This window comes from Streptomyces sp. NPDC015131 (assembly GCF_043079975.1).
GTDB lineage: Bacteria > Actinomycetota > Actinomycetes > Streptomycetales > Streptomycetaceae > Streptomyces.
Genome location: NZ_JBIBVB010000009.1, coordinates 201,761 through 228,703, shown reverse-complemented (window position 1 = coordinate 228,703; position 26,943 = coordinate 201,761). Strand labels below are relative to the sequence as shown.

The window sequence follows — 26,943 nt, the reverse complement described above, 5'->3', positions numbered from 1 at the left end:
GCTCAGGCCCGGCCGCGCAAGAAGCTGACGCTGGTCCACAAGAACAACGTCCTGGTCTATGCCGGGCACATGTGGAAGAAGATCTTCGACGCGGTCGGTGCGGAGTATCCCGAGGTCACCACCGACTATCTGCATGTCGACGCCGCGACGATCTTCTTCGTCACCCAGCCGGAGCGGTTCGACGTGATCGTCACCGACAACCTCTTCGGTGACATCCTGACCGACCTGGCCGCCGCGGTGACCGGCGGTATCGGCCTGGCCGCGTCCGGCAACATCAACCCCACCGGCGCCTTCCCCTCGATGTTCGAGCCGGTCCACGGCTCCGCGCCGGACATCGCGGGCCAGGGCAAGGCCGACCCCACCGCCACCGTCCTGTCCGTCGCGCTGCTCCTGCGGCACCTGGGCCACGAGGCCGAGGCCGTCCGCATCGAGGAGGCCGTCGCCGCCGACCTCGCCGAACGCGACACCTCCGCACCCCGGACGACGGACGAGATCGGCGACGCGCTCGCGGTACGCGTAGCGAGCTGACCCGCCGACTGAGGACCACCCCACCCAGCCGCCGGGTCGCACACGCACCCGGCGGCTTCTCCTGTGCGGCCCCGGGTGCCACCATCAACCCTGGACCGCACTCAGCCGTTTCTTCCCCGCGGCCACGCGCGCGATAATCGAACGCGGGGCCGCGGCATGCGGAAAGCTCGGACGTCCTGGCAGCAGTGGCGTGAGCGCGGTCCGTCACACACACACGGTGAAGGACAAGCACTCATGACGACGACGCCCACGATCGAGCTCAAGCCCTCCTCGAACCCGCTGTCCGACGCGGAGCGCGAGGCGATGATGGCCAACCCCGGATTCGGCCGCCACTTCACCGACCACATGGTGACGATCAAGTGGACCGAGGGGCGCGGCTGGCACGACGCCCAGCTCACGCCGTACGCGCCGCTGTCCATCGACCCGGCGAACATGACCCTGCACTACGCGCAGGAGATCTTCGAGGGGCTGAAGGCGTACCGCCGTCCCGACGGCTCGGTCTCGATGTTCCGCCCGGAGGCCAACGCCGAGCGGTTCCAGATCTCCGCCCGGCGGCTCGCCATGCCGGAGCTGCCGGTCGAGACCTTCGTCGCCGCCTGTGAGGCGCTGGTCCGTCAGGACCAGGCGTGGGTCCCGCCGCACGGCGGGGAGGAGTCGCTCTACCTGCGCCCGTTCATGATCGCCAACGAGGTCGGGCTGGGGGTCCGCCCGGCCAACGAGTACCTGTTCCTGGTGATCGCCTCGCCGGCCGGCGCGTACTTCCCCGGCGGGGTCAAGCCGGTCTCCATCTGGCTCTCCGAGGACCGGGTCCGCGCCGTCCCCGGCGGCATCGGCTTCGCCAAGACCGGCGGCAACTACGCCGCCTCGCTGCTCGCCCAGGCCGAGGCCGCCGCCCGGGGCTGCGACCAGGTCGCCTACCTCGACGCGGTCGAGCACCGGTGGGTCGAGGAGCTGGGCGGGATGAACCTCTACTTCGTGTACGGGGGCGGGGACGGGCGCCCGACGCGGATCGTCACCCCGACCCTGACCGGCTCCCTGCTCGCGGGCATCACCCGTGACTCGCTCCTCCGGCTCGCCCGGGACCTCGGGTACGAGGCCGAGGAGGCCCGGGTCTCGATCGACCAGTGGCGGCGCGACAGCGAGAACGGCACCCTCACCGAGGTCTTCGCCTGCGGCACGGCCGCCGTCATCACCCCGGTCGGCACCGTGAAGACGGCCGGCGGCGAGTGGACGCAGTCGGGCGGCGAGCCCGGCGAGGTCACCATGCGGCTGCGCAAGCTGCTGCTGGACATCCAGACCGGCGCGGCCGGCGACCCCCACGGCTGGACCCACCCGGTCCGCTGACCCCGCGGCGGGTACGACACGGACGGCGCCCGCGCCCCCCGCTCGGGGGCGCGGGCGCCGCCGTGTGTCGCCGCGACGTCAGGACGCGGCGGTCTCGGGTTCCGGCGCCGGGACGGCGGCACCGGCCGGGACCGGGGCCCGGGAACCGGCCGTCAGCGCGGCGTACACCGCGCCCCCGGCCAGCCCGGACAGCACGAAGCTCAGGTCGACCCCGCCGGTCAGGGCCAGCAGCGGCCCCTCGTACAGCGGGGTCGAGACGCCCGCCAGGCCCACGGCGGCGCCCACCGTCCAGGACAGCGTGGCGCGCGGGTGCCAGCCGGCCCGGAACCAGTAGATCCCGCCCCGGGCCCGCCGGTTGTAGACCTGGAGCGCCTCGGGGTCGTACCGGCCGCCGCACCGGGCGTGGCCGATCAGGGTGATCACCGCCCAGGGCGTGCCGATCGCGGTCAGCAGCAGCACGAAGGACGTCATCGCCGACTGGGCGTCCCAGGCGAAGTGGCCGGCGAACACGAACGCGGTCGCCACGGCGGCCACCACCAGGGTGGAGGCGGCGCGGGTGGCGCGCGGCACGATGGCGTCCAGGTCCAGCCCCATCGAGTAGAGCATCAGGCCCGCGTTGCCGACCGAACCGGCGCTCGCGGCGACCAGCAGCGGCAGCAGGTACCAGGGCGCGGCGGTCGCCACCAGCGGCCCGGCGTAGTCGAGCGAGGCGCGCGAGGCCAGCGCGGTGAACACGCCGAAGAGCTGCGGCACCAGCAGCCCGAGGAAGAGGCCCGCCCAGGTGGCCCGCAGCACCGACCGGCCGCTGTGCCGCCGGGGGGAGACGTACCGCGTGTAGTCGCCGAGCAGGGTGATGAAGGCGACCGGGCCGCTGAGCCCCGCCGCCACGGCGGAGAGCAGCCAGGTCGGCCAGAAGGAGCCCAGCAGGTAGGGGGTGTCCGGCGGCGGCGCGGCGGTGAAGTCGCCCGCGTACGCCAGCAGGCCCAGCGCGAGGAGCAGGGTCATGCCCACGGCGAGGCACCGGCTGAGCCGCAGCAGCAGCCGGTAGCCGTACACGGCGGCGACGACGGTGCAGCCGGCGAGCAGGACGTACACCAGGGTGTGCGCCACCGGGCCGGTCGGCACGTCGAAGAGCCGGGCGAGCGTGCCCAGCATCACGTCCCCGCCGATCCACAGCGTCAGCGCGGTGTAGCCCAGCGACAGCAGCAGGCCGACGACCGAGCCGACGAGCCGGCCGCGTACGCCGAAGAAGGCGCCGCTGGACGTCGACAGGTTGGTGCCGGTGCGCAGCGAGACCAGCGCGAGCGGGGCGGTGAAGGCCACACCGACGACCGTGCCGGCGACCACGGAGGTGATCGCGGGCCACAGCCCCAGCCCGAAGGACACCGGCAGCCAGCCGAACACGATCACGCCCAGGCACAGGTTCGAGCCGAGCAGGATCGTGACGACGTCCCGCGGCCCGCTGGTGCGTTCCGCCTCCGGGATGGTGTCGACTCCGCGCTGTTCAATCGGCATGGGCGTCTCCCCGCTGTGCTTGTCGACTTTTAGAGTGACGCTCAATGTGACTGATGCTTCACGGCCACGTCAATGGTTTCGTGGCTGGATTTCTATGGTTAGAGTGGTGCTCAAACATGGAGGTGTGGTTTACGTGCGACTGACCCCCACGGAACGCGACCGGCTGCTGATCTTCGGCGCTGCCGAGCTGGCGCGGGCCCGCCGGGCCCGCGGTCTGCGGCTCAACGTCCCCGAGGCGACCGCCCTGATCGCGGACACCGTCTGCGAGGCGGCCCGCGACGGGCGGCGGCTCGCCGAGGCCATCGAGGCCGCCCGCTCGGTGCTCGGCCCCGGCGACGTCCTGCCCGGCGTCGCCGACGTCGTCACCGAGGTGCACGTCGAGGCCGTCTTCGACGACGGCTCCCGCCTCGCCGTGGTGAGCGACCCCATCGGCGGCGGCAGCCAGGAGGCCGGCGCGCCCGGCGCCCTGCTGCCCGGGCCGATGCACGACGACCCCGAGCCGGCGGTACGGCTGCGGGTCACCAACACCGCGAGCGTGCCCGTCTCCGTCACCTCGCACTACCACTTCTTCGAGGCCAACCCCCGGCTCGACTTCGACCGCGCCCGCGCCTACGGCATGCGCCTCGCCGTCCCCGCCGGATCGTCCGTCCGCTTCGGGCCGGGCGAGAGCGAGGAGGTCGGCCTGCTGCCCATCGGCGGCGACCGGATCGCGATCGGCTTCGCCGGGCTGGTCGACGGCCCGCTCGACGCCCCCGGCGCCCGCGAAGAGGCCCTGCGCCGCGCCGCCGCCTGCGGCTACCTCGGCGTACCGGACACGACCGACCAGGAGGTCCAGCGATGAGCCGCCCCGGAGGCCACCCCGCCGAAGCGCGCCGCCTCACCCCCTACGAGTACGCCGCCACCCACGGCCCCCGCGCCGGCGACCGCGTCCGCCTCGGCGACTCGGGCCTCACGGTCCGCGTCGAGTCCGACGCCCAGAAGCCCGGCGACGAGTTCCTCGCCGGCTTCGGCAAGACCGCCCGCGACGGACTGCACCTCAAGGCCGCCGCCGTCCGCGACACCTGCGACGTCGTCATCAGCAACGTACTGGTCATCGACGCCGTCCAGGGCATCCGCAAGGTGTCCATCGGCATCCGCGAGGGCCGCATCCACGCCATCGGCCGCGCCGGCAACCCCGACACCCTCGACGGCGTCGACGTGGTCGTCGGCACCGGCACCTCCATCGTGTCCGGCGAGGGCCTCATCGCCACCGCCGGAGCCGTCGACACCCACGTCCACCTGCTGTCGCCGCGGATCATGGAGGCGTCCCTCGCCTCCGGGGTCACCACGATCATCGGCCAGGAGTTCGGCCCCGTCTGGGGCGTCGGCGTCAACTCGCCCTGGGCGCTGCGCCACGCGTTCAACGCCTTCGACGCCTGGCCCGTCAACATCGGCTTCCTCGGCCGCGGCTCCTCCTCCCACGACGCGCCCCTGGTCGAGGCGCTCGCCGAGGGCGGGGCGTCCGGCTTCAAGGTCCACGAGGACATGGGCGCCCACACCCGCGCCCTCGACACCGCGCTGCGGGTCGCCGAGGAGTACGACGTCCAGGTCGCCCTGCACAGCGACGGCCTCAACGAGTGCCTGTCCGTGGAGGACACCCTCAAGGTGCTGGAGGGGCGCACCATCCACGCCTTCCACATCGAGGGCTGCGGCGGCGGGCACGTCCCCAACGTCCTGAAGATGGCGGGCGTCCCCAACGTCATCGGCTCGTCCACCAACCCCACCCTCCCCTTCGGGCGGGACGCGGTCGCCGAGCACTACGGAATGATCGTCTCTGTACACGACCTGAAGACCGACCTGCCCGGCGACGCGGCCATGGCCCGCGACCGGATCAGGGCCGGGACGATGGGCGCGGAGGACGTCCTGCACGACCTCGGCGCGATCGGGATCACGTCGTCGGACGCGCAGGGCATGGGAAGGGCCGGCGAGACCGTACGCCGGACCTTCGCCATGGCCGGGAAGATGAAGGCCGAGCTGGGCCCGCTGGAGGGCGACGGGGACGGCGACGACAACGCGCGCGTCCTGCGCTACATGGCCAAGCTCACCATCAACCCGGCGATCGCCCACGGCCTCGCGCACGAGGTCGGCTCGCTGGAGGTCGGCAAGCTCGCCGACGTCGTGCTGTGGCGGCCGGAGTACTTCGGCGCCAAGCCGCAGCTCGTCCTGAAGGCGGGTTTCCCCGCGTACGGGGTCGTGGGCGACCCGAACGCCGCCACCGACACCTGCGAACCCCTGGTGCTCGGACCGCAGTTCGGCGCCTTCGGGGCCACCGCCGCCGACATCTCCGTGGCGTTCGTCTCCGGCGCCGCCGCCCAGGCCGGCAACGACCTGATGCCCACCCGCCGCCGCCGGGTCGCCGTACGCGGCACCCGGGGCATCGGCCCCGGGAACCTGCTCCTCAACTCCCGCATCGGCCAGGTCGGCGTCGACGGCCGCACCGGGCTCGTCACCCTCGACGGCGACCCGGTCCGCTCGGACCCCGCCGACTCCGTCTCCCTCAACCGCCTCTACTTCCTCTGAGGACCCACCCATGAGTACCTTCCGCATGCCCGCCGAGTGGGCCCCGCACGAGCGCACCTGGATGGCCTGGCCGGGCCCCAACCCGACCTTCACCAACGACGAGGAGCTGCGCGAGGCGCGCGAGGCGTGGGCGTCGGTCGCCCGCGCCGTACGCCGCTTCGAGCCGGTGACCGTGGTCCACGCCCCCGGCGACCAGGCGTCCGCCCGTGAGCTGCTCGGCCCGGACATCGACCTGGTCGAGCGGGACCTGGACGACGCCTGGATGCGCGACATCGGCCCCACCTTCGTCAGCAACGGCTCGGAACTGGCCGCCGTCGACTGGGTGTTCAACGGCTGGGGCGCCGCCGACTGGGCGCGCTGGGAGCACGACGCGAAGATCGCCCGGCATGTGGCCGACCTCGCGGGCGTCCCCGTGCACGGCTCCACCCTCGTCAACGAGGGCGGCGCCATCCACGTCGACGGCGAGGGCACCGTCCTGCTCACCGACACCGTCCAGCTCGGCCCGGAGCGCAACCCCGAGTGGACCCGCGAGCAGGTCGAGGCGGAGATCCACGCCAGGCTCGGCACCACCAAGGCGATCTGGCTGCCCCGCGGCCTGACCGGCGACTACGGCATGTACGGCACCCGCGGCCACGTCGACATCGTCGCCGCCTTCGCCCGCCCCGGCGTCGTGGTCGCCCACACCCAGCCCGACCCCTCCCACCCCGACCACGAGCTGTGCAAGGCCAACGTCGAACTGCTGCGCAGGCAGACCGACGCCAAGGGCCGCCGGCTGGAGGTCGTGGAGGTCCCCGCCCCCACCGTCCTCCAGGAGGACGGCGAGTGGGTCGACTACTCCTACATCAACCACTACATCTGCAACGGCGGTGTGGTGCTGTGCGCCTTCGACGACCCGCGCGACGAGATCGCCGCGGGCATCTTCCGCCGCCTCTTCCCGGACCGCACCGTCACCCTGGTCGACGCGCGGACCATCTTCGCCGGCGGCGGCGGCATCCACTGCATCACCCAGCAGCAGCCCAGGGTCTGACCCCGGCGGGCCGCCCAGGATCAGGTACAACGTACGAGTGAACGAACCTGCCACGACACCGGCCGCCCGGCGGCGCAACACCGCGCCGCCCCGGGAAGAGGTCCTCGCCGCCGCCATGGCGACCATCGCCGAGCGCGGGCTCGACGGGCTCACCATGGCGGGCCTCGGCCGGGAGGTCGGCATGAGCAGCGGGCACCTGCTCTACTACTTCCGCACCAAGGACGAACTGCTGCTCCAGACCCTGGAGTGGAGCGAGGGCCGGCTCGGCGCCGAACGCCGCGCGCTGCTCTCCCGTCCCGCCCCGGTACGGGAGCGGCTCGGCGCCTACGTCGACCTGTACGTCCCCGACGGCCCGCGCGACCCGCACTGGACGCTCTGGCTGGAGGTCTGGAACCGGTCGCAGAACGCCGACGACGACGCCCGCGCCCGCCAGGCGGCCATCGAGGGCGCCTGGCACCGCGACCTGGTCGCCCTGCTCGCCGAGGGCGTCTCGCGCGGCGAGCTGCGCACCCTGGACCCCGACCGCGTCGCCGCCCGGCTGCGCGCCCTGCTGGACGGCTTCAGCGTCCATGTGGCGGTGGGCATACCGGGCACCGGCCGGGCGGCGGTCCTCGCCCACGTACGAGAGTTCATCGAGGACACCCTCGTCCCGCACGCGACCCACGGCGCGGACCCGCCCGCATCGTGAGACCCGGGTCCACCGGGCCCTCCGTCTGTGGCACACTGCGGACGTGCTTGCTACCGCCATGATTATGGACAGCAGCGCGCCGGTCCGCAGTGACCACTGAACCGCGGCAGCACCCCCGCGGCAGTGGACACCGTGTCTCAGACCCGCGCGCAGACCTCTCGCACCCGCGAGGGGTCTTTTCGTTTTCCGGCCCCACCAGGGCCGGGACGGCGGCGCGCGAGAATGGGGGCAGGTGGAGCCAGGAAGCCCGGAGCCACATCCGACAGGAGCCAAGACAGTCATGACCACGGAGACCGACAGTCTTCACCCCGCCGCCACCGGCGCGGCCGGCACCGCCGACGGCGGATCCGGCGTCGACGACAGCTTCCACGTCTTCGACACCACGCTGCGCGACGGCGCCCAGCGCGAGGGCATCAACCTCACCGTCGCCGACAAGCTGACCATCGCCCGGCACCTGGACGACTTCGGCGTCGGCTTCATCGAGGGCGGCTGGCCGGGCGCCAACCCCCGGGACACCGAGTTCTTCGCCCGCGCCAAGCAGGAGGTCCGCTTCCGGCACGCCCAGCTCGTCGCCTTCGGCGCCACTCGCCGGGCCGGCGCCACCGCCGCCGAGGACCAGCAGGTCAAGGCGCTCCTGGAGTCCGGCGCCCCGGTCATCACGCTGGTCGCCAAGGCCCACGACCGCCATGTCGAGCTGGCCCTGCGCACCACCCTCGACGAGAACATCGCGATGGTCCGCGACACCGTCTCCCACCTGCGCGCCCAGGGCCGGCGGGTGTTCGTCGACTGCGAGCACTTCTTCGACGGCTACCGCGCCAACCCCGGGTACGCCAAGGCCGTCGTCCGCGCCGCCCACGAGGCGGGCGCCGACGTCGTCATCCTGTGCGACACCAACGGCGGCATGCTCCCCGCCCAGATCCAGGCCGTGGTCTCCACCGTCCTCGCCGACACCGGCGCCCGCCTCGGCATCCACGCCCAGGACGACACCGGCTGCGCCGTCGCCAACACCCTCGCCGCCGTCGACGCGGGCGCCACCCACGTCCAGTGCACCGCCAACGGCTACGGCGAGCGGGTCGGCAACGCCAACCTCTTCCCCGTCGTCGCCGCGCTGGAGCTGAAGTACGGCAAGAAGGTCCTCCCCGAGGGCTCGCTCACGGAGATGACCCGCATCTCCCACGCCATCGCCGAGGTGGTCAACCTGACCCCCTCCACCCACCAGCCGTACGTCGGTGTCTCCGCCTTCGCCCACAAGGCCGGACTGCACGCCTCCGCCATCAAGGTCGACCCCGACCTGTACCAGCACATCGACCCCGAGCGGGTCGGCAACACCATGCGGATGCTCGTCTCCGACATGGCCGGGCGCGCCTCCATCGAGCTCAAGGGCAAGGAGCTGGGCGTCGACCTCGGCGGCGACCGGACCCTGGTCGCCCGGGTCGTCGAGCGCGTCAAGGAGCGGGAGCTGAAGGGCTACACGTACGAGGCCGCCGACGCCTCCTTCGAGCTGCTGCTGCGCACCGAGGTCGAGGGCCGCGCCCGCCGCTACTTCCGCACCGAGTCGTGGCGCGCGATCGTCGAGGACCGCCCGGACGGCACCCACGCCAACGAGGCCACCGTGAAGCTGTGGGCGAAGGGCGAGCGGATCGTCGCCACCGCCGAGGGCAACGGCCCGGTCAACGCCCTGGACCTCGCCATGCGCGCCGGGCTGGAGCGGATCTACCCCCAGCTCGCCAAGCTGGAGCTGGTGGACTACAAGGTCCGCATCCTGGAGGGCAAGCACGGCACCCAGTCGACCACCCGCGTCCTCATCACCACCTCGGACGGCGAGGGGGAGTGGGCGACGGTCGGCGTCGGGGAGAACGTGATCGCCGCGTCCTGGCAGGCGCTGGAGGACGCGTACACCTACGGACTGTTGCGGGCGGGACTGGACCCGGCCGAGTAGGCCCGCCGTGGGCGGGACCCTTGTACCCGCCCCGCCCCGGCCGGGCTCCGCGTACATCCGGTCCGGGCGGGCACCGCGTACATCCGGCGTTATCCTCCGGCATATGTCCCCTTTACCCCTTCTTGGGGTAGCGTCGATGGTATGAGGACCAGGCCGTTCACCCTTCTGTCGGCCTTGGCGGGGCTGACGCTGCTGCTGCTCCTGGCCCTGGCCCCCGGTGCGAGCGCCAGGGCCACGGGCCTCCAGGACGCGGCCGACGCCCTGAAACAGGGCCCGGTCTACGTCCACCCCGACGCCGCCGACCAGCTGCCCGAGGCCCAGGCCGACGCGCTGGCCGAGCGGATCCGCGAGGCCGACAAACCGGTGTTCGTGGCGGTGCTGCCCGCCACCGCGGAGTTCCCGCAGGCCGACCTCCTGCGAGACCTCCGCACCCAGACCGGTGTCACCGGGCTGTACGCGGTGCGCCTCGGCGACGGCTTCGCCGCCGGCGCCGACCGCGCGGTGATGTCCAACCAGGCCGTGCAGAACGTCGTCCAGTCCGTCCGCACCCCCGGTGTGGACGCCACCACCGAGCTGAACAACTTCGTCGACCAGGCCCTGCCGCAGGTCCGCGGCGAGGCCCCGAGCACCTGGTCCGGCGTGCCCGGCGAGCGCGCCCCGGTCGCCGGCCTGATCGCCGTCGGCGCCCTGGCCGCGGCCGGCGGCGCCACCGCCCTGACCGTCACCCGCCGGCGCCGGCTCGCCCGGCAGCGCCAGGAGCAGGAAGCCCTGGAGAAGCTGCGGGTCGTCGTCGACGAGGACATCACCGCGTACGGCGAGGAGCTGGACCGGCTCGACTTCCACCCCGCCGAGAAGGGCGCCGACGACGCCATGCGCGCCGACTACGAACGCGCCCTCGACTCCTACGACAGGGCCAAGTCCCTGATGGGCCAGGCCCGGCACCCCCATGACGTACGGGGCGTGACCGAGGCCCTCCAGGACGGCCGGTACGCCCTGGCCGTCCTGACCGCCCGCCGCGAGGGCCGCCCGCTTCCCGAGCGGCGGGCACCCTGCTTCTTCGATCCGCGCCACGGCCCCGCCGACACCGAGGTCGAGTGGGCCCCGGCCGGCGGCGCGGTGCGCGAGGTACCGGTCTGCGCCGCGGACGCCGCGCGCCTCGCGGAGGGGCAGGACCCGATGGCCCGCACGGTCGACACCGAGCACGGCCGCCGCCCCTACTGGGAGGCGGGACCGGCGTACGGCCCCTGGGCCGGCGGCTACTACGGCGGCGGGCTGCTGCCCGGCCTGCTGATGGGCACCATGCTCGGCTCGATGCTCTCCACCCCGGCGTACGCGGCGGAGTACGGCGGCGCCGGCTACGAGGGCGGCGACTTCTCCGGCGGCGACTTCAACGCCACGGACTTCGGCGGCGACGGCGGAGGTTTCGGCGGCGGCGACTTCGGCGGAGGCGGTTTCGGGGGCGGTGACTTCGGTGGCGGCGGCTTCTGAGGCACCCGGCCACGGCGAGGCGGGGGACGACCTCGCCGACGCCGTGGCCGGCTGGGCCGCCGCGATCGTCGCCAACGATGCGGACCGCATCGGTGCGTACATGACCGACGACTGGGTCATCGTGTCCGGCACGGGCGTCTCCACCCGCGCGCACTTCCTGTCCCTCGTCGCCTCCGGCGACCTCACCCACGCGATGATGGAACCGGTCGGCGAACCCCGCGTCCGCCTCCACGGCGACACCGCGCTGTTCACCGCCCGCGTGGTGAACACCGCCCACTACCAGGGCGAACGCTTCGACGCCGACGAGTGGACCACCGACGTCTTCCTGCGCCGCGACGGCCGCTGGCGGTGCGCGCTCAGCCACATCACGCCGGCGTCACCCGACTGAGCAGCACACCCCCGGCGATCCGGGCGGGCGGGCACAGCGTCTGGCCGTGCGCGGCGAACAGCTCGTCGCGCGAGGCGAACCGCCCCAGGTCGCGGCGGACCATCGCCGACAGGTCGTACGCCGCGCAGCCGCCCGTCCCGCACCCGGCGCCCGCGCCGTCCCAGTCGACGGCCGTGGAGGCCAGGGCCTCGAACAGCGTCTGCGACCCGGTGTTGGTGAACCCGCGCGGCTCGCGGGCGCCCAGCACCTCCAGCGGCGCGTACAGCTCCGAGGCGTTCACCCAGGCACCGCCCAGCCGGAACTCGGGCCACGCGAGGACCACTGTGTCCGGCACCAGGCGCCGCAGGCGCGGGAAGCGCGGGTACCAGAACGCGCCGTCGACCAGCAGCCCGCGCACCCGCGTGGGCACCCCGGCCGCCCGGGCGACCGCCTCCAGCACGGCCAGCCGCTGACTGCACGACCCGCGCCCGAGCCGGAGCGTCCGCGACGCGGGCCGGGTGTCGTCCATGGCGTACACCGGCCGCACCCGCGCGCTGATCAGCCCGTGCGCCGCGAGCACCACCGCCCGCTCGCCCCCGGTCCCCGCCGCCGCACGGGCGTCCGCCAGCAGTGCGCGTACGGCGGGGTGCCGGTGGTCGAGGATCCGGGTCGCGGCCACCGACCCGTCGTCGCCCCGCCCCCCGGAACCCCCGCCCCGCCGGGCGCGCCACCAGGGCGTCAGCAGAGTGCTCGTCATGCCGGGATGGTAGGCCGAGGCCCGGCGGGTGCTGGACAGCACCCCGGCGGTAGCAGCCACGGGGCTTCCTGTACGACGCCGACGCCGACCGGCTCGCCGACGCCGCCGCGCTGATGCACACGCCCGCCACGATCTGGAGCGGTAGCCGAGGGACGCGGGGCGCGGGCCACGCGTCGGCGGTTGGCGCGACCGCCCGGTGGAGGCCGCCCGTGGCCGGGACCGCCCGGGCCGGGGCCGATAATCGCGGGATGTGTTCCCGCAGTTCCACACCTCCGGCAGGCAGGGACCACCCGGGCCGAGACCGCCCCGGCCGGGAGGGTCTCGGGAGGGACCGTCCCGGGCGGGACCGGCTGCCGTCCCTCACCGGGCTCCGCTTCTGGGCGGCCCTGCTGGTCGTGCTGTACCACCTCACCCGGCAGGCGGGCGAGGTACCCGTTCTCGGCGACCTCACCCGGTACGGCCGCAGCGGAGTGACGTTCTTCTTCGTGCTGTCGGGCTTCGTCCTGGCCTGGACGTACGACGGCAGGCGCGTACCCACCCGGGTGTTCCTGTGGCGGCGCTTCGCCCGCATCTGGCCGCTCCTGGCCGCCACGACCGCCCTGTCGGTCGCCGCCTGGGCCGCCCTCGGCACGGAGGTCTCCGCGAGGGCGGTCGCCGCCTCCCTGCTGCTGGTCAACGCCTGGGTGCCCGACCCCGCCGTGCTGCGGGGCGGCAACCCGGCCGCCTGGTCGCTCAGCGACGAGGCGTGGTTCTACCTGATCTTCCCGCTGCTCATGGCGCTGCCCGCGGTGCGCTCGGCACGCGGACGGCGCCGGCTGGCGGGCGCGGTCTGCGCCGGCGTGGTGCTGGTATGGACGGCCGGCGCGCTGATCACCGACCCGGGCACGCGCGCGTGGGCGCTGGACTACCTGCCCCTGACCCGGACCCTCCAGTTCCTGCTGGGCGTGGTGACCGGACTGGCCGTGGCACGCGGCTGGCGCCCGCCCGTCGGGCTGTGGCCGGCGGCCGCTCTGGTGCTCGCCTGGCACCTGGCGCTGGTGCCCTGGTCGGCCGCCGTCCCGGACGCGCTCTGGTACGGCCCGTACTCCGCCTCCCAGTTGCTCGTCACGCCCCTGTTCGCCCTGCTGGTCGCCGCCGCGGCCCGCGCCGACCTGGACGGCCGCCCCACGGGCCTCACCGGCCCCTGGGCGCTGCGCCTGGGCCACTGGTCGTACGCCTGGTACCTGCTGCACGAGATCGTGATCCGCCTCGCGGTGGGCCGCGTCCCGGACACCCCGCTGCTCTGGCTGCTGGTCCTCACCACGAGCCTCGCCCTGTCGGCCGCCGCCTACCACTGGCTGGAGCACCCGGCGGAACGGTGGCTGCGGGGGAGGGGCCCGGGCACCACCGCCCCGAAACAGCCTCCCCGCCGCCGCCCGGACCGGGCTCCTCAGGACCCCGCAGGGGCCTCCTGACCCGACCTCCGGCGGGGGGCCGGCCGCGGCACTGCGTATGACGAAGTCCTCCGCTTCCCCGTCAGGAGCCAGAAGGCGCCGTACCAGGTGGTTGTACGGGTCCTTCCGCTGGTCGGGGGGTGTGGTGTGCAGTGACATGGCCGTATGAACAAGGAACTCCAACTCACCCACTCCTACGAGGCGTTCTACCGGCGTGAGCGGCGGGCCGTGCCGGCGGCCCGGCGGTTCGCGGCGGAGGCCCTCGGGGCGTGGGGCGTACGGGAGCGGGCCGGGGACGTCCTGCTGTGTGTGAGCGAGCTGGCCACCAACGCGTTGCTGCACGGGGTGCCGCCGGGGCGGGGGTTCCGGTTGTGCCTGCGGCGGGAGCGGGGCGGGCGGGTGCTGCGGGTGGAGCTGCACGACAGCGGCGACGGGCAGGTGCTCCCGGGGGCGCCCGGCGAGGAGGGGGAGTCGGGGCGCGGGCTGCTCCTGGTGGCCGCGCTGTCCGACACGTGGGGTGTGCGCGGGCGGAGCCCTGGCAAGGTCGTGTGGTGCGAGTTCGTACAGTGACGGCATGGCACGTTCATTTGACGATCTCGTCGCAGAGGCCGACGCCGTCGACGTCTCCGGCTGGGACTTCTCCTGGCTGGACGGCCGCGCGACCGAGGAGCGCCCCTCCTGGGGCTACCAGCGGCTGATGGCTGAGCGGCTCGCCGCCGCGTCGGCCGGGCTGGACATCCAGACGGGCGGCGGTGAGGTGCTGGCCGGGGCCGGCTCGTACCCGCCCGTCATGGCGGCCACCGAGTCCTGGCCGCCGAACGTCGCCCGGGCCACCGAGCTGCTCCACCCGCGCGGGGTGGTCGTGGTGGCCGACCCGGACGAGCCGCCGCTGCCGTTCGCGGACGGCGCCTTCGACCTGGTCACCAGCCGCCACCCGGCGACGGTGTGGTGGGCCGAGATCGCTCGGGTGCTGCGGCCGGGCGGGACGTACTTCGCGCAGCACGTCGGGCCGGAGACGGTCTTCGAGCTGATCGAGTTCTTCCTCGGGCCGCTGCCGGCCGAGCTGCGCCGCAAGCGGCATCCGGAGGAGGAGACCGCGCAGGCGCGGGCGGCCGGGCTGGAGATCGCCGACGTGCGCATGGAGCGCCTGCGCATGGAGTTCTTCGACGTCGGCGCGGTCGTCTACTTCCTGCGGAAGGTGATCTGGACGGTCCCGGACTTCTCCGTGGAGCGGTACCGGGAGCGACTGAGGGACCTGCACGGCCTCATCGAGGCCGAAGGTCCCTTTGTCGCTCACTCGTGCCGGACGCTCGTCGAGGCCCGTAAGCCGGTCACCCGGCGTTCTTGATCGCGGAGATCTCGAACGTCAGCTTGATCTTGTCGCTGACCAGGACGCCGCCGGTCTCCAGCGCGGCGTTCCAGGTCAGGCCCCAGTCGGAGCGGAGCAGCTCGGCCTTGCCCTCGAAGCCGACGCGCTCGTTGCCGAACGGGTCCTTCGCGGCGCCGTTGAACTCCAGGTCGATGGTGATCGGCCTGGTGACGCCCTTGATGGTGAGGTCGCCGGTGATGCGGTAGTCCGTGCCGCCCAGCGCCTCGGCGCGGGTGGAGCGGAAGGTCATCAGCGGGAACTGCTCGGCGTCGAAGAAGTCGGCGCTCCGAAGGTGGCCGTCGCGGTCGGCGCTGCCGGTGTCGACGGAGGCGATCGTCACGTCGATGGAGGCGCTGGAGGCGGCCGGGTCGGTGCCGTTCAGCTCCAGGGTCCCCTCGTACTCCGCGAAGGCGCCGCGGACGTTGGTGACCATGGCGTGGCGGGCGGTGAAGCCGATGCCGCTGTGGGCCGGGTCGATGGTGTACGTGCCGGTCAGCGCGGCCAGGGCCGGGTCGACGGTGGTGGCGGCGGTGGGGGTGGCGGCGGTGGTGGCGGTGTTGCTGCGGCCGAAGATGCCCATGGTCTCAGTCTCCTTCGTGCGGTTTGTTTAACCTTCAACGAGAACGACCATAGACCTATTCCGTTCAAGTTTCAACCACCTCCGTGGGGGTCTTCTCCCGGCGGCGGTACGGCGCCCTCTGGCGTACGCGCACAGCCCTGCGGCACCATCTGTCTGCTCCACCTGCACGCGCACCGCCCGCACCCGTATCGGCACCGCAGGAGGACCCGCCCATGAAGCTCCGCTCCGCCGTCACCGCCCTGGCCCTGGCCGCCGGCGCACTCCTCGCGCCCGGTTTCGGCGTCGTCACCGGCGCCACCGACGCCCACGCGGCCACCAAGATCAGCCACGCCACCGCGACCTCGATGTTCCGCTCGTCCGGGATCACCTGGTCCTCGTCCGGCGGCTGCTCCGACCGCAACAACCCGAGGTGCACGTCGTTCGAGCAGCTCAACCTCGCCACCGCACAGGGCGCCCAGACCCTCAGGAGCGCCAGCGGCTGCGCGCTCAACATCACCGGAGGCACCGAGACCGGCCACGCCGGCGGCACCTACTCGCACTGGAACGGCTACAAGCTCGACTACGGCAAGACCGGCTGCGTCGGCACCTACATCACCAGCACCTTCACCCGCATCGGCAACCGCCCCGGCGACAACGCCCCCCAGTGGCGCTCCGGTTCGGGCAACGTCTACGCCGACGAGGGCAACCACTGGGACGTCACCTACTCCAACTGCGGGGGGTGCTGACCGCCGCCGCGTGTGGTTATGATGCCCGCGATGATGAACAACTCCTCGCGTGGAATGGGGGAATCGTTCGTGCAAGGTGAGTGCTGATGGCACATCACCCCACGAACGGAACACCTCCCCGTCTGTCGATGTGGCGTCGCGTACGCGAGTACGCCGTGCCACCGTCCATGATCGAGACCGCGACCGCCCGCCGTGCGGCCGGTGACTGGGCGGGGGCCTGCGCCGCCGCCCGGGTCGACGTCGACCTCGATCCCCATGCCGTACGCCACCGCCACGGCACCCTCCTCCTCTCCCGCCTCCGCGCCGACCTGCGCCTCCTGGCGCCCGATCTGCTGCGCTGGCACATGCCCCGGATCGCCCCCGACGGGCGGCTGCGGCCCGGCCTCACCGTCTCCCTGGCCCGCTACCGGGGCGACGGTGACGGCACGGTCCACCTCGTGGTGCGGACCCCGCCCGCCGGGGCGGACGCCGGGCAGCGGATGTCCCTGGCCCTCTGGGACCCGGCCGGCCGCACGGAGGCGGGCCACCACCCGCACCCGCGCCCCGACCGGAGGTTCCGGCTCGACCTGCACCGGCACCTCTGGAGCGCCCCGCGGCCCGGCGATCCCCGGCCCGCGGCGGCCTGGGCCCCGGCGGACTGGGCCGCCGACGCCGAGCGGCTGCTGCGGGCGGAGGGCCTCGGGCCCCGGGGGCCGTTCACCGTGCGGCTCGGGGCCCGCCGCGGCGCGGCGTACGAGCTGGTGGCGCCCGACGACGCCCACCTGCCGACCGTACGGCCGCTGCGCGAGCCGCTGCCGCCCCACGCGCACGCGGCCCTGCCCCTCCTGCCCGAAGCCGCCGCCCGGCCCCTGCCCGACCTGGAACTCCTGCGGTCCGGCCTGATCACCCCCGACCGGCTGCACCCCGTCGTCGCGGCGGCCCTCGGCACGGCCGCCCCGGCGCCGGACGCCGCGCCCGTACCCGTACACGGCCCCGGTGATCCGCACCGGGTGGAGTGCCGGGGCGAGGTCCACCGGATCGCGCCGCGCGACGGCGTCCTGACCGCCGTCGACCACCACCCGGACCAACTCCGGCGCGAGGCACTGCTGGTGGCGCTCGGCGGGCCACCGCTGCCGTGCCTGCGGGCCATCGACACCGTGCACCGCGACCCGGAGGCGCTGCCCGCGGTACGGGAGCGGCTGCTCCACGGCGACGTCACCGGCGCGCTGGCCGTCGTCGAGGGGCTGCTCGGCCCCCGCGCCGTCCTGCGCGACGGACCCCTCCGGGCGGAGCTGCGCCGGGCCGCCGCCCGCCGCGTCGACCACGGGCTCTACCGCGCGGGGCTGCTGCCCGAGCACCCCGCCGCCCGGGCGCGCCGGACGCGGCCGGACCGCCGCGCCCCCGACGACATCCGCGCCAAGCGCGACGCCCGGGGCCGGCCCCGTACCGGCCTGCCCCGCACCGATCCGGCCCGCTGACCCGCGGCCGGCCGCACCTCTCCCCGCGCACCTCTCTCCGCACCCCTCTCTCCGCGCCACGCGGATCCTCACGCTTCCCTCTTCACACACCCAGGTGATCCCATGACCGGTTCCACCCAGCTCGCCCTCGCCGACGACCTCCTCACCCGGCTGCGCCGCACCACCACCGAACCGCGCCCCGACGAGCAGCTCGAAGCGCTCACCCTCGCCGTCGCCGCCGACCTGCCCGTCCTCCTGTGGGGCGAACCCGGCATCGGCAAGACCGCCGCCCTGACCCGGCTCGCCGAGTCCCTCGGCCTGCCGCTGACCACCGTCATCGCCAGCGTCCACGAACCGTCCGACTTCTCCGGGCTCCCGGTCGTCGGCGACGACCCCGAGGTGCGGGGCGTGCCGATGGCGCCGCCGCAGTGGGCGGTCCGCCTCGTGCGGGCCGGAAAGGGGCTGCTCTTCCTGGACGAGCTGTCCACCGCCACCCCGGCCGTGCAGGCCGCGCTGCTCCGGGTCGTGCTGGAACGGCGGGTCGGCGCGCTCCGGCTGCCGCCGGGCGTACGGATCGTGGCCGCCGCCAACCCGCGCGCGTCGGCCGCGGACGGCTGGGAGCTGAGCCCGCCGCTGGCCAACCGCTTCGTGCACCTGCACTGGGTGCACGACCAGGATGTGGTGGTACGCGGCCTGGGCGGCGTCTGGCCCCGGGCGGAGCTGCCCCGGCTGGCGCCCGAGCGGTTGCCCGAGGCGGTGGACCTCGCCCGCCGGGCGGTGTGCGGCTTCCTGACGGCGCGCCCCACGCTGATCCACCGGCTGCCGGGCACCGAGTCGCGGCGCGGCGGCGCCTGGCCCTCGCCCCGCAGCTGGGAGGCCGCCCTGACGCTGCTGGCCTTCGCCACCGCGGCCGGAGCGTCCCGGGAGGTCCTGGCCGCGCTGATCCGCGGCACGGTCGGCGACGGCCCCGGGCTCGAACTGCTCGCCCACCTGGACCGGATGGACCTCCCCGACCCGGAGACCCTGCTGGCCGATCCCGCCGCCGCCGTGCTGCCGGAACGCGGCGACCTGCGGCAGGCCGCGCTGGAGGCGGTGGTGTCCGCCGTCGGCGCGCGGCCGGGGAAGGAGCGCTGGGAGGCGGGCTGGGCGGTCCTGGTACGGGCGCTGGAGACCGGCGCCCCGGACCTGCTGGTCGGCCCGGCGACGACGCTCGCCGCCCTGCGGCGGGACGACTGGGAGGTGCCGGACGCGGTGGAGCGGCTGGCCGGGGTGGTCGGGCTCGCCCGGCGCGCGGACCGGTCGGTGCACCAGGCCGCCGCCGCGGACGCCGCCCGCGCCGCCGGGGCGCACCGATGACGGCCGCCCCCGGCCGCCCGCTCCCGGGCCCGCCGCCGGTACGCGCCGCCGTGCCGCGTCCGGAGTCCGTACGCGCCGCCGTGCCGGGCCCGCCGCCGGTACGCGCCGCCGTGCCGCGTCCGGTGCCCGGCCGCCGCGGGCCGGCGGCCGAACGGCCCGCGCCCGTACCCGCGCCGCCCGTACCCGTACCGGAGGCCGCGCCCCGCCGCGTACCCGGATCCGTACGCGTACCGGAGTCCGCGCCCGTACCCCTGCCCGTCACCCCCCTCGACCGGGAGAAGCTGCTGGCCGCCCGGCTGCACGCGGTGAAGGTGCGCCCCTACCTCGCCGACGCGCTGTTCGCGCTGCACGTCGTGGAGGACCGGTCCGTGCCGACCATGGCGGTGGACGCGCACTGGCGGGTGTACGTCTCGCCCGCCTTCGTGGCCCGTATGCCGGTGGAGGAGCTGGCGGGCGTCTGGGTGCACGAGGTGCCCCACCTGCTGCGGGACCACCACGGGCGGGGCCTGCGGTACGCGCGCGAGAACGACGCGCACGGGCCGGGGGAGAGGCTGCGGCGGAACATCGCCGGTGACTTCGAGATCAACGACGACATCTACGGGGAGGGCCTGCCCCGGCCGGCCGGGGTCGTGCTGCCGTCGATGCTGGAGCTGCCCTCGGGGCTGCTGATGGAGGAGTACCTGCGGACGGCGTCGATGGCGGGGCTCGCACCCGAACTGGCCTGGCTGGACTGCGGCAGTGGCGCCGGCGGGCGGGCGCGGCCGTGGGAGCTGGGGCCCGAGGGGGCGCACGGGCTCACCAGGCAGCAGCGGGACGCGGTGCGCTTCCGGGTCGCCGAGGGCATCAGGGGCAGGCCGGGCGACGCGCCCGAGGGCTGGCGCCGGTGGGCGGAGGAGGCGTTCCACCCGCCGCAGCCCTGGCGGCAGTTGCTGGGGTCGGCGGTCCGCACGGCGGCCGGCGCGCCCGGGGTGGGCGAGGACCACAGCTACCGGCGTCCGTCCCGCCGCGCGGCCTCCCTCCCCGGGGTGGTCCTGCCGAGCCTGCGCCGCAACCCGCCCCGGGTGTGCGTCGTCATCGACACCTCCGGATCGGTGAGCGACGCCGAACTGGGCAGCGCGCTGCTGGAGGTGGCGGCGATCTCCCGGGCGGTCGGCGGACGGCGCGACCTGGTCTCGGTGATCTCCTGCGACGCTGCGGCCGGGGTCGCCGTGCCGCTCTGCCGCGCCGAGGGCATCGAACTGGTCGGCGGCGGGGGCACGGACCTGTGCTCCGGCTTCGACCGGGCGCTCGGCTCCCACCCCCGGCCCGATGTGATCGTCGCGCTGACGGACGGTCAGACGCCCTGGCCGTCCGCCCCGCCGCCCTGCCGTACGGTCGTCGGCCTCTTCCCGCGCCCCGCCGGCCGGGTCAGGGAGCACGACCCCCACTACACCCCGGACGCGCCGCCGTCCTGGGCGCGCGTGGTCACGATCGGCTGAGGGGCGGACGGTTGTCTATGCTGCCGTGAGCACTTCAAGAGCAACTGCGAACAACCGCGAAAACAACGGGGACATGAACAAATACACAGTGATGGCCGCCGGACTCGTCCTGTCACTCGGCCTCGTCGCCGGGTGCGACTCCTCCGGAGACGGCGACGCCAAGGGCGCACCCGCCAAGGGCAGTTCCGGCGACGGGGGCGGCGGCGCCACGGCCGCCCAGGGCCCCGCGTACACCGGGCCCGCGATCCCGGGGCTGGCCGCCAAGGCCGCGTGGAGCGCTCCCGCGGCGGGGGCGATCGACCTCGGGGACACCCTGCTGTTCGTCAAGGACGCCCGGGGCGAGTACGCCCTGGGGCGGGGCTACGACAAGGAACCGATCGACGGGTCGGTCGGCACCCTGCACACCAGCGACGACCCCGAGCCGGCCACCCTGGAGTTCCGGGACGTGAAGACCGGCGAGGTGCGCAAGACCCTCAAGGTGACGACCGACCGGGTGGCCGCCACCACCTGGCACGACGGGGTCCGCGCGGTGGCGGTGTTCGCGGCGGCGACCACCGCGTCCGACGGCCTGAGCGCCGAGAAGACCACCACCGCGGTCACCGTCTACGGCAGTGACGGTGCGGAGCTGGGCAAGACCCAGCGCGAGGGCGACGAGTTCCACGTCGCCGAGGGCCATGTCATCGAGCAGGACGGCGACGAGAGCCTGAAGCTCACGCCCGTCGACGGCGGGGCGGCCCGGAAGGTCACCTGCACCGGGCAGCTGGCGTCGTGCTCGTACGACCCGCGCGCCAACCAGATCGACGGCAGCCAGGCCCACGCCCCGCTGATCACCGGGAAGTACGCCTTCCACGTGGAGAACGCGTCGAACTACGAGAACAACCCGGAGCAGCTCGTCATGACGGAGCTGGCCACCGGAAAGAAGGTGTGGAGCACCGCCGACGTCACCCCGCCGGCGGGCGTGGAGCTGGAGGAGGGCAAGCGGACCAGCGGCAACCTCCGCGTCATGGAGGTCCGCGACGGCAAGGTCCTCACCGCCTGGGGGGTCGGCGCCCTGTCGCCGGACACCTGGGTGACGGCGACGTACGACATCGCGAGCGGCAAGCAGGTCGGCGGCTCCACGACGTACTCCTACGCCGACAGCCCGCACGACACCATCGACACCGAGGGCCGGTCCGTGCTGTCCCCGGACCGCACCCTGGCCGCCGCGGAGACCAAGGAGGGCACCGCCGTGTGGCAGCCCGCCGACGGCAAGGAGGTCTGGAAGCAGAAGCAGGACGAGAACGCGTTGCAGCCGGTGCGGTTCTCCCCGGGCGGGGTGCTGTACGGCATCCCGAAGGAGGACCAGTCCGGCGAGACGGTGTACCTGGCCGTCGACGGCCGTACGAAGAAGGTGCTCGCCAAGAGCCTGCCGGAGCAGTACGTGCCGCTGTTCTCGCAGCCCTCGGGGTACGGCTACATCAGCACGGACCAGGGCTTCTTCGTGTTCCCGTCCGCGGGCTGACCGCTACGGCCCGGCCCGCCGCCCCGGCCGGGGCGGCGGGCGATCGGGCCGGCCCCCGTCAGCCGGCCGTCACTGCACGGTCAGGGGGACGCCGGGCGCCAGCTCGGCGGCGATGCGCTCGGCGACCACCTCCGCCGTGTTGCCGTCGGGCGTCGTCGCGGTCTGCGAGGCGGCGACGGCGATGGCGAGCCGCTCGGACGGCAGGTACGCCTTGATCGCCGCGTAGCCGGAGAACGACGGGTTCTGGACCACCCAGCCGTTCACCACGAGGACCCCGAGCCCGAAGTGGTGGTCCTTGGTCTGCTTCACGCAGACGGTGGCCGGGCAGGTCTTGGTCGCGCGGCCGAGGCCGACCGTGCCCGGGTCGAGCAGGGTGCGGTAGGCGCGGCGCGACAGGAGTTCGCCGCTGCCGATGCCCTCGGCCGACCGCGCCAGGTCGCAGATGTGGCTGGTGATGACGGCGCCGGGCGCGGTGGTCCAGGAGGGGTTCCAGAAGGTGGATTCCTCGTACAGGCCGCGGTCACTGGTGAAGGCGTGCAGGACCGGCCCCGGGATGTCGGGGGTGAAGTTGTTGCGGGTGTTGTGCAGCCCCAGCGGCCCGGTGACGCGCTGCCGCACCAGTTCGTCCACCCGGGTGCCGGTGATCTTCTCCAGCGCGGCGACGAGGAGGACGAAGTTGGCGTGCGAGTAGCTCCAGTTGGTGCCGGGCTTGTACCAGAGCGGGTGGCTCAGGGAGTAGCCGACCAGCTCCTTCGGCGTCCACTGGCGGAAGGGGTGCGCCGTCAGCGCGGCCCCGAACTTCGGGTCGGTGACGTAGTCGTGCAGGCCGCTGGTGGCGCTGCCCAGCATCCGCAGGGTGATCTTGTCGGCGTGCGGCAGGCTCGGAAGCCAGCGGTCCACGGTGTCGTCGAGACCGATCTTCCCCTCCTCGACCAGCTGGAGAAGGATCGTGCCGAGGTAGGAGAACACCACCGAGCCGGCCCGGAAGTGCATGTCCGGTTCGGCCGGGACGTTCGTCATGGACTCGCCGAGCGCGTCGGTGACGACCTCGCGCCCGTCGTCGACGACCCGTACGTTCACGGCTTTGAGCCGGAGTTCGCCCTTGGCCTTGCGCACGATGTCCATGACCCGGGCGGCGTCGCCGCGGAGGGGGCCCTCGGTCCTCACGCACTCGGGGCCGCCGCGCCCGTCGGGCTTCGCGGCCGACGCGGGCGGGGCGGCCGTGGCCTGGAGCGCGGCGGCGAGGAGGGCGGCGGACAGGAGGGCACCGCAGGCGCGGACGGTGGTGCGCGGGCGCGTACGGCGGGAGGTGCGTGTCATGCCCGCACTATGACGGGACGAATGTCGCCAAGGCCGACAAAACGCCTGTACGCCCCGGCAACCCGCCCATGTGGGGCAAGCCGCTCGGCGGTCGCGCCGGTGCGCAGCCCGAGGGCGGTGGCGGCGGCCGTACCGGCGAGGAAGCTGCGGCGGGGGATGCGGAAGGACATGCGTCACACAGCGCCAGTTGGACTGACCGAGAGCGTGGTTGGACTGGTGTCGCCGCACCGCGACCGTTCCGTTGACGGTCCCGCGGCGCGGCCGTTACGCCAGTGGTCATGTCGCCTCGATTCCGCTCCCGGCGTGCGGTGTGCGCCCTCACTGCCGTCTCGTCCGCCGTGTTCGCCCTGGCGGGACCGGCAACCGCGGGGCCCGCCGCGCGGCCGACGCCGTCCGCGGCGCCCCGGGGGACGGCCGTGATCGGCTCGCCCGAACTGGCCGTCGCCGTCGCCCGGGACTTCCCGCGGGTCGTCTCGTACACCGACCGCGCGAGCGGCGCGCGGCTCCTCGGCAGTACGGGCCCGGTCACCGCCGTCACCCTCAACGGCACGGCGTACCCGGTCCGGCTCACCGCCGGTCCCGTCGTCACCGCCACGAGCGCCCGCTACACGCTCGGCTTCCCCGGCCTGCCGGGTGTCGCGATCGACGCGTCGCTCACCGTCTCCGGCCGGGCCACCACGTTCCGGGTGACGGGCGTCCGGGACACCGCCGCCTTCCGGGTCGGCACCATCGACGTCCCCGGGCACGACCTGGTGTCGGTCGGCTCCACCGAACCCGGCGCCGCCACCGCCTTCACCCGGCTGGACCCCGACTCGACGCGTACCGCCGACATCTTCGGCACGGTGACGCCGGACACGGCCGCCGACCCGGCGGAGGTCGGGGCGAGCTACGCGATCGTCAGCACCGCCGCCCTGGCCGCGGCCGTCGAGTCGAACTCCGGCTACGACGCGCCGGCCGGGCCCACGAATGGCGACGACGCCCGCTTCTGGCACCAGGCCCGCAGGGCACCGGACGGCAGCGTCCGGGTGGGCGTCCGGTCCGGGCAGTGGACCCACCGGGGCGCGGGCGCGCCCCGCCCCGAGACCGGCACCGGAATGCCGTGGGCCAAGGTCGTCGTCACGCCCGACGCCAACGGCGACCGGCGGGTCGACTGGCAGGACGGCGCCATCACCTTCCGTACGATCGGCGTCCGGGCGCCGGGCAGCGAGGACACGCCCGACCGGGTCGTCACGCACATCCCGTTCAACTTCGCCAGCCAGGCCACCCACCCCTTCGCCCGCACCCTCGACGACGTCAAGCGGATCTCCCTGTCCACCGACGGGCTCGGCCAGCTCGCGGTGCTGAAGGGCTACGGCTCCGAGGGTCACGACTCCGCCCACCCCGACTACGGCGGCAACTACAACAAGCGGGCGGGCGGCCTGAAGGACCTGAACGCGCTGCTGCGCGGCGGCGCGCAGTGGGGCGCCACCTTCGGGGTGCACGTCAACGCCACCGAGGCGTACCCGGAGGCGCGCGCCTTCAGCGAGACCCTGGTCGACAAGACCCGGCCCGGCTGGAACTGGCTCAACCAGAGCTACTACATCGACCAGCGCCGGGACCTCAACAGCGGTGACCTGGCCCGCCGGCTGCAGCGGCTGCGCGACGAGACCCACCGCAATCTGAGCCTCCTCTACATCGACGTCTACTACACCCACGGCTGGATCGCCGACAGGACGCTGCGGATCGTGCGCGACCAGGGCTGGAACGTCACCACCGAGTGGTCCGACAAGTTCGAGCGGGCGTCGCTGTGGTCGCACTGGGCCAACGACCTGGACTACGGCGGCGCGACCAACAAGGGCCTCAACTCGCGGATCATCCGGTTCATCCGCAACGGCGAGAAGGACGTCTGGAACGCCCACCCGGTCCTCGGCCAGACCGCCCTGGAGGACTTCCAGGGCTGGACCGGCGAGAACGACTACACCGCCTTTCTCGCCAACATCTGGCAGAAGAACCTGCCCGCCAAGTACCTCCAGCACCACCCGATCCTCCGCTGGGACGGCGACGACATCACCTTCGCGGGCGGGGTGCGCGGCACCGTCGAGGACGGCAGGCGGACCTTCTACGACCACGGCCGCAAGGTCCTGGACGGGGACCGCTACCTGCTGCCCTGGGACGGCGGGCGCAAGCTGTACCACTACAACACGGCGGGCGGTACGAGTACCTGGGAGGTGCCGCCGGGCACGTACACCGTCCACCGGCTGACCGACAACGGGCGGGTCGCCGCCGGGACCGTACGGGCCGGGAAGGACGGCCGGATCACGCTGACCGCCACCGCCGGCCAGGCGTACGTCCTGTACCCGGGCCGAGCGCCCGCGCAGCCGCCCGTACGGTGGGGCGAGGGCACGCCCGTGGGCGACCCCGGCTTCAACGACGCGCGGCTCGGCGCCTGGCGCACCACCGGGGCGGTCGCGCGCCACACCGACGAGCGGGGCCGCAACAGCGCGGCGCTCACCGGGGAGGCGCGCGCCGGTGTGGCGCAGCGCGTCGGCGGGCTGACCCCGGGGAAGCGGTACAGCGCGTCCGCCTGGATCGAGGTGGAGCCCGGCGCGACCCGGCGCACCACGCTGGCGGCCGGGGGCGCGTCCGTGGCCGTCGAGCGGTCCACGGTGCCCAACCGGATCGCGGCCTCCGACTGGCACGGCACCTCGATGCAGCGCGCCAAGGTCCACTTCACGGCGCCGGCCGGCGGCACGGCGACCCTGTCGGTCACGGCGGAGGGCGGCAGCGGCGCCCGGGTGCGGGTGGACGACGTCCGGGTGGTGGAGAACGCGCCGACCTGGCAGGAGGGGCGGGCGTACGAGGACTTCGAGGCCGTCGACCAGGGCTGGGGACCGTTCCTGAAGGGCGACGCGGGCGGCACCACCGACCCGCGCACCCATGTGAGCCAGATGCACGCCCCGTACACACAGGCGGGCTGGAACGGCAAGCTCGTCGACGACGTCCTGGACGGCCACGAGTCCCTGAAGTCCCACGACGAGAACGCGGGCCTCGTCTACCGCACGGCGCCCTGGACCGTGCCCATGAAGGCCGGGCACCGCTACCGGGTGGAGTACGCCTACCAGTCCAGCCACGCGGGCGCGTACGAGTGGGTCACCGGGGACGACCGCCCCGGAGGCCCCGTCGAGACCCGGCGCACCCCGATCGGGCAGCGGCTCACCACCGGACGCTTCACCGAGACGGTCACGGCCGGCTGCGGCGACACCTGGACCGGGCTGCGCAAGCGCGAGGGCGCCCCGGAGGGCGCCGACTTCGTGCTCGACCGGTTCACCGTCACCGACCTGGGCCCGGCCCCCACCGGCCCCCCTGCCTGCTGAGAGGTGGTCAACACCCGTATCTCCTGGGGTGATCGGGGCGGGTGGGCCGCCCGGGACGTACCGGCGCCGTCAGCTGCGTTGCGTCGTGTGCGATTCCTTGACGGTTTGTTGGTTCCTGTGAGACAACCCGCTCACCGCGTGACACCGTGACGTCGACGCTCCAGCACCCCAGGAGGCCCC

22 protein-coding genes are annotated in these 26,943 nt (G+C 74.0%); 18 read left to right on the top strand and 4 right to left on the bottom strand.

What is annotated here, in order from left to right; genetic code table 11:
- A partial coding sequence (locus ACF08D_RS30855) for an isocitrate/isopropylmalate family dehydrogenase (RefSeq protein ID WP_392227428.1) occupies window positions 1-528 on the top strand: 528 nt, incomplete at its 5' end.
- 234 nt (window positions 529-762) lie between these two features.
- Entirely contained in the window at window positions 763-1,872 is a 1,110-nt protein-coding gene (locus ACF08D_RS30850; RefSeq protein ID WP_392227426.1) for a branched-chain amino acid aminotransferase, read from the top strand.
- Between the two features lie 78 nt (window positions 1,873-1,950).
- Here ACF08D_RS30850 and ACF08D_RS30845 read toward each other — a convergent pair whose 3' ends face one another.
- Window positions 1,951-3,387 (bottom strand): cytosine permease, encoded by a 1,437-nt coding sequence (locus ACF08D_RS30845; RefSeq protein ID WP_392227424.1) that lies wholly within the window; start codon window positions 3,385-3,387, stop codon window positions 1,951-1,953.
- Window positions 3,388-3,520: 133 nt separating this feature from the next.
- Here ACF08D_RS30845 and ureA point away from each other — a divergent pair, with 133 nt between their 5' ends.
- From ureA to ACF08D_RS30810, 7 genes are all read left to right on the top strand, one after another.
- Window positions 3,521-4,228 carry an urease subunit gamma gene (gene ureA / locus ACF08D_RS30840; protein WP_392227422.1) on the top strand — a complete coding sequence of 236 codons (708 nt, stop codon included), beginning with the start codon at window positions 3,521-3,523 and terminating at the stop codon, window positions 4,226-4,228.
- Window positions 4,225-5,946 (top strand): urease subunit alpha, encoded by a 1,722-nt coding sequence (locus tag ACF08D_RS30835; protein WP_392227420.1) that lies wholly within the window; start codon window positions 4,225-4,227, stop codon window positions 5,944-5,946. Before ureA ends, ACF08D_RS30835 begins: the two co-directional genes overlap by 4 nt.
- 10 nt (window positions 5,947-5,956) lie before the next feature.
- Window positions 5,957-6,973, top strand: coding sequence for an agmatine/peptidylarginine deiminase (locus ACF08D_RS30830; RefSeq protein ID WP_392227418.1), 1,017 nt, complete (start codon window positions 5,957-5,959; stop codon window positions 6,971-6,973).
- Window positions 6,974-7,088: 115 nt separating this feature from the next.
- Complete coding sequence (locus ACF08D_RS30825) at window positions 7,089-7,661, top strand: TetR/AcrR family transcriptional regulator (RefSeq protein WP_392227456.1); 573 nt, start codon at window positions 7,089-7,091, stop codon at window positions 7,659-7,661.
- A gap of 280 nt (window positions 7,662-7,941) precedes the next feature.
- The gene (gene cimA / locus ACF08D_RS30820) at window positions 7,942-9,600 is read left to right on the top strand and encodes a citramalate synthase (protein WP_392227416.1); all 1,659 of its coding nucleotides are present in this window, start codon (window positions 7,942-7,944) and stop codon (window positions 9,598-9,600) included.
- A 141-nt stretch (window positions 9,601-9,741) separates the two neighbouring features.
- Window positions 9,742-11,088 (top strand): hypothetical protein, encoded by a 1,347-nt coding sequence (locus ACF08D_RS30815; RefSeq protein WP_392227414.1) that lies wholly within the window; start codon window positions 9,742-9,744, stop codon window positions 11,086-11,088.
- On the top strand, window positions 11,072-11,476 hold the full coding sequence (locus ACF08D_RS30810; protein WP_392227412.1) for a nuclear transport factor 2 family protein: 405 nt from the start codon (window positions 11,072-11,074) through the stop codon (window positions 11,474-11,476). Before ACF08D_RS30815 ends, ACF08D_RS30810 begins: the two co-directional genes overlap by 17 nt.
- Here ACF08D_RS30810 and ACF08D_RS30805 read toward each other — a convergent pair.
- Window positions 11,454-12,212: a transglutaminase domain-containing protein gene (locus ACF08D_RS30805; RefSeq protein WP_392227410.1), complete on the bottom strand. Its 759-nt coding sequence runs from the start codon at window positions 12,210-12,212 to the stop codon at window positions 11,454-11,456. The two genes, ACF08D_RS30810 and ACF08D_RS30805, sit on opposite strands and share 23 nt — an antisense overlap.
- Before the next feature lie 248 nt (window positions 12,213-12,460).
- On the opposite strand from ACF08D_RS30805, the gene ACF08D_RS30800 reads away from it, so the two are divergent.
- The 3 genes from ACF08D_RS30800 to ACF08D_RS30790 all read left to right on the top strand — a co-directional run bounded on the left by ACF08D_RS30800 (window position 12,461) and on the right by ACF08D_RS30790 (window position 14,993).
- The gene (locus ACF08D_RS30800; protein WP_392227408.1) at window positions 12,461-13,666 is read left to right on the top strand and encodes an acyltransferase family protein; all 1,206 of its coding nucleotides are present in this window, start codon (window positions 12,461-12,463) and stop codon (window positions 13,664-13,666) included.
- A 144-nt stretch (window positions 13,667-13,810) separates the two neighbouring features.
- Window positions 13,811-14,215: an ATP-binding protein gene (locus ACF08D_RS30795; RefSeq protein ID WP_392227406.1), complete on the top strand. Its 405-nt coding sequence runs from the start codon at window positions 13,811-13,813 to the stop codon at window positions 14,213-14,215.
- A 4-nt stretch (window positions 14,216-14,219) separates the two neighbouring features.
- The gene (locus ACF08D_RS30790; protein ID WP_392227404.1) at window positions 14,220-14,993 is read left to right on the top strand and encodes a class I SAM-dependent methyltransferase; all 774 of its coding nucleotides are present in this window, start codon (window positions 14,220-14,222) and stop codon (window positions 14,991-14,993) included.
- Here the strand turns inward: ACF08D_RS30790 and ACF08D_RS30785 are convergent.
- The gene (locus ACF08D_RS30785; protein ID WP_392227402.1) at window positions 14,977-15,594 is read right to left on the bottom strand and encodes a YceI family protein; all 618 of its coding nucleotides are present in this window, start codon (window positions 15,592-15,594) and stop codon (window positions 14,977-14,979) included. The two genes, ACF08D_RS30790 and ACF08D_RS30785, sit on opposite strands and share 17 nt — an antisense overlap.
- 212 nt (window positions 15,595-15,806) lie before the next feature.
- Between ACF08D_RS30785 and ACF08D_RS30780 the strand changes: the two genes are divergently transcribed.
- The 5 genes from ACF08D_RS30780 (at window position 15,807) to ACF08D_RS30760 (ending at window position 22,090) form a co-directional block, all read left to right on the top strand.
- Window positions 15,807-16,319 carry a hypothetical protein gene (locus ACF08D_RS30780; protein ID WP_392227400.1) on the top strand — a complete coding sequence of 171 codons (513 nt, stop codon included), beginning with the start codon at window positions 15,807-15,809 and terminating at the stop codon, window positions 16,317-16,319.
- A gap of 86 nt (window positions 16,320-16,405) precedes the next feature.
- Window positions 16,406-17,776, top strand: coding sequence for a hypothetical protein (locus tag ACF08D_RS30775; RefSeq protein ID WP_392227398.1), 1,371 nt, complete (start codon window positions 16,406-16,408; stop codon window positions 17,774-17,776).
- Between the two features lie 102 nt (window positions 17,777-17,878).
- Window positions 17,879-19,111, top strand: a complete 1,233-nt coding sequence (locus tag ACF08D_RS30770; RefSeq protein ID WP_392227396.1) for an AAA family ATPase — start codon at window positions 17,879-17,881, stop codon at window positions 19,109-19,111.
- Entirely contained in the window at window positions 19,108-20,589 is a 1,482-nt protein-coding gene (locus ACF08D_RS30765; RefSeq protein WP_392227395.1) for a VWA-like domain-containing protein, read from the top strand. The genes ACF08D_RS30770 and ACF08D_RS30765 overlap by 4 nt, the downstream gene beginning before the upstream one ends.
- Window positions 20,590-20,662: 73 nt before the next feature.
- A complete protein-coding gene (locus tag ACF08D_RS30760; protein WP_392227393.1) occupies window positions 20,663-22,090 on the top strand; it encodes a hypothetical protein in 1,428 nt (475 codons plus the stop codon).
- A gap of 69 nt (window positions 22,091-22,159) precedes the next feature.
- Here ACF08D_RS30760 and ACF08D_RS30755 read toward each other — a convergent pair whose 3' ends face one another.
- On the bottom strand, window positions 22,160-23,410 hold the full coding sequence (locus ACF08D_RS30755) for a serine hydrolase domain-containing protein (protein WP_392227391.1): 1,251 nt from the start codon (window positions 23,408-23,410) through the stop codon (window positions 22,160-22,162).
- A 278-nt stretch (window positions 23,411-23,688) separates the two neighbouring features.
- Here ACF08D_RS30755 and ACF08D_RS30750 point away from each other — a divergent pair, with 278 nt between their 5' ends.
- Window positions 23,689-26,763, top strand: a complete 3,075-nt coding sequence (locus ACF08D_RS30750) for an endo-alpha-N-acetylgalactosaminidase family protein (RefSeq protein ID WP_392227390.1) — start codon at window positions 23,689-23,691, stop codon at window positions 26,761-26,763.
- Window positions 26,764-26,943: the final 180 nt, after the last annotated feature.

Bases quoted from the DNA above. Each gene is read 5' to 3' on its own strand.
- ACF08D_RS30770 (WP_392227396.1), top strand. From the start codon at position 17,879: ATGACCGGTTCCACCCAGCTCGCCCTCGCCGACGACCTCCTCACCCGG.
- ACF08D_RS30850 (WP_392227426.1), top strand. From the start codon at position 763: ATGACGACGACGCCCACGATCGAGCTCAAGCCCTCCTCGAACCCGCTG.
- ACF08D_RS30775 (WP_392227398.1), top strand. From the start codon at position 16,406: ATGGCACATCACCCCACGAACGGAACACCTCCCCGTCTGTCGATGTGG.
- ACF08D_RS30760 (WP_392227393.1), top strand. From the start codon at position 20,663: ATGAACAAATACACAGTGATGGCCGCCGGACTCGTCCTGTCACTCGGC.
- ACF08D_RS30750 (WP_392227390.1), top strand. From the start codon at position 23,689: ATGTCGCCTCGATTCCGCTCCCGGCGTGCGGTGTGCGCCCTCACTGCC.
- ACF08D_RS30785 (WP_392227402.1), bottom strand. From the start codon at position 15,594: ATGGGCATCTTCGGCCGCAGCAACACCGCCACCACCGCCGCCACCCCC.
- cimA (WP_392227416.1), top strand. From the start codon at position 7,942: ATGACCACGGAGACCGACAGTCTTCACCCCGCCGCCACCGGCGCGGCC.
- ACF08D_RS30800 (WP_392227408.1), top strand. From the start codon at position 12,461: ATGTGTTCCCGCAGTTCCACACCTCCGGCAGGCAGGGACCACCCGGGC.
- ACF08D_RS30825 (WP_392227456.1), top strand. From the start codon at position 7,089: ATGGCGACCATCGCCGAGCGCGGGCTCGACGGGCTCACCATGGCGGGC.
- ACF08D_RS30830 (WP_392227418.1), top strand. From the start codon at position 5,957: ATGAGTACCTTCCGCATGCCCGCCGAGTGGGCCCCGCACGAGCGCACC.
- ACF08D_RS30765 (WP_392227395.1), top strand. From the start codon at position 19,108: ATGACGGCCGCCCCCGGCCGCCCGCTCCCGGGCCCGCCGCCGGTACGC.
- ACF08D_RS30845 (WP_392227424.1), bottom strand. From the start codon at position 3,387: ATGCCGATTGAACAGCGCGGAGTCGACACCATCCCGGAGGCGGAACGC.
- ACF08D_RS30795 (WP_392227406.1), top strand. From the start codon at position 13,811: ATGAACAAGGAACTCCAACTCACCCACTCCTACGAGGCGTTCTACCGG.
- ACF08D_RS30805 (WP_392227410.1), bottom strand. From the start codon at position 12,212: ATGACGAGCACTCTGCTGACGCCCTGGTGGCGCGCCCGGCGGGGCGGG.
- ACF08D_RS30755 (WP_392227391.1), bottom strand. From the start codon at position 23,410: ATGACACGCACCTCCCGCCGTACGCGCCCGCGCACCACCGTCCGCGCC.
- ACF08D_RS30835 (WP_392227420.1), top strand. From the start codon at position 4,225: ATGAGCCGCCCCGGAGGCCACCCCGCCGAAGCGCGCCGCCTCACCCCC.
- ACF08D_RS30815 (WP_392227414.1), top strand. From the start codon at position 9,742: ATGAGGACCAGGCCGTTCACCCTTCTGTCGGCCTTGGCGGGGCTGACG.
- ACF08D_RS30780 (WP_392227400.1), top strand. From the start codon at position 15,807: ATGAAGCTCCGCTCCGCCGTCACCGCCCTGGCCCTGGCCGCCGGCGCA.
- ACF08D_RS30790 (WP_392227404.1), top strand. From the start codon at position 14,220: ATGGCACGTTCATTTGACGATCTCGTCGCAGAGGCCGACGCCGTCGAC.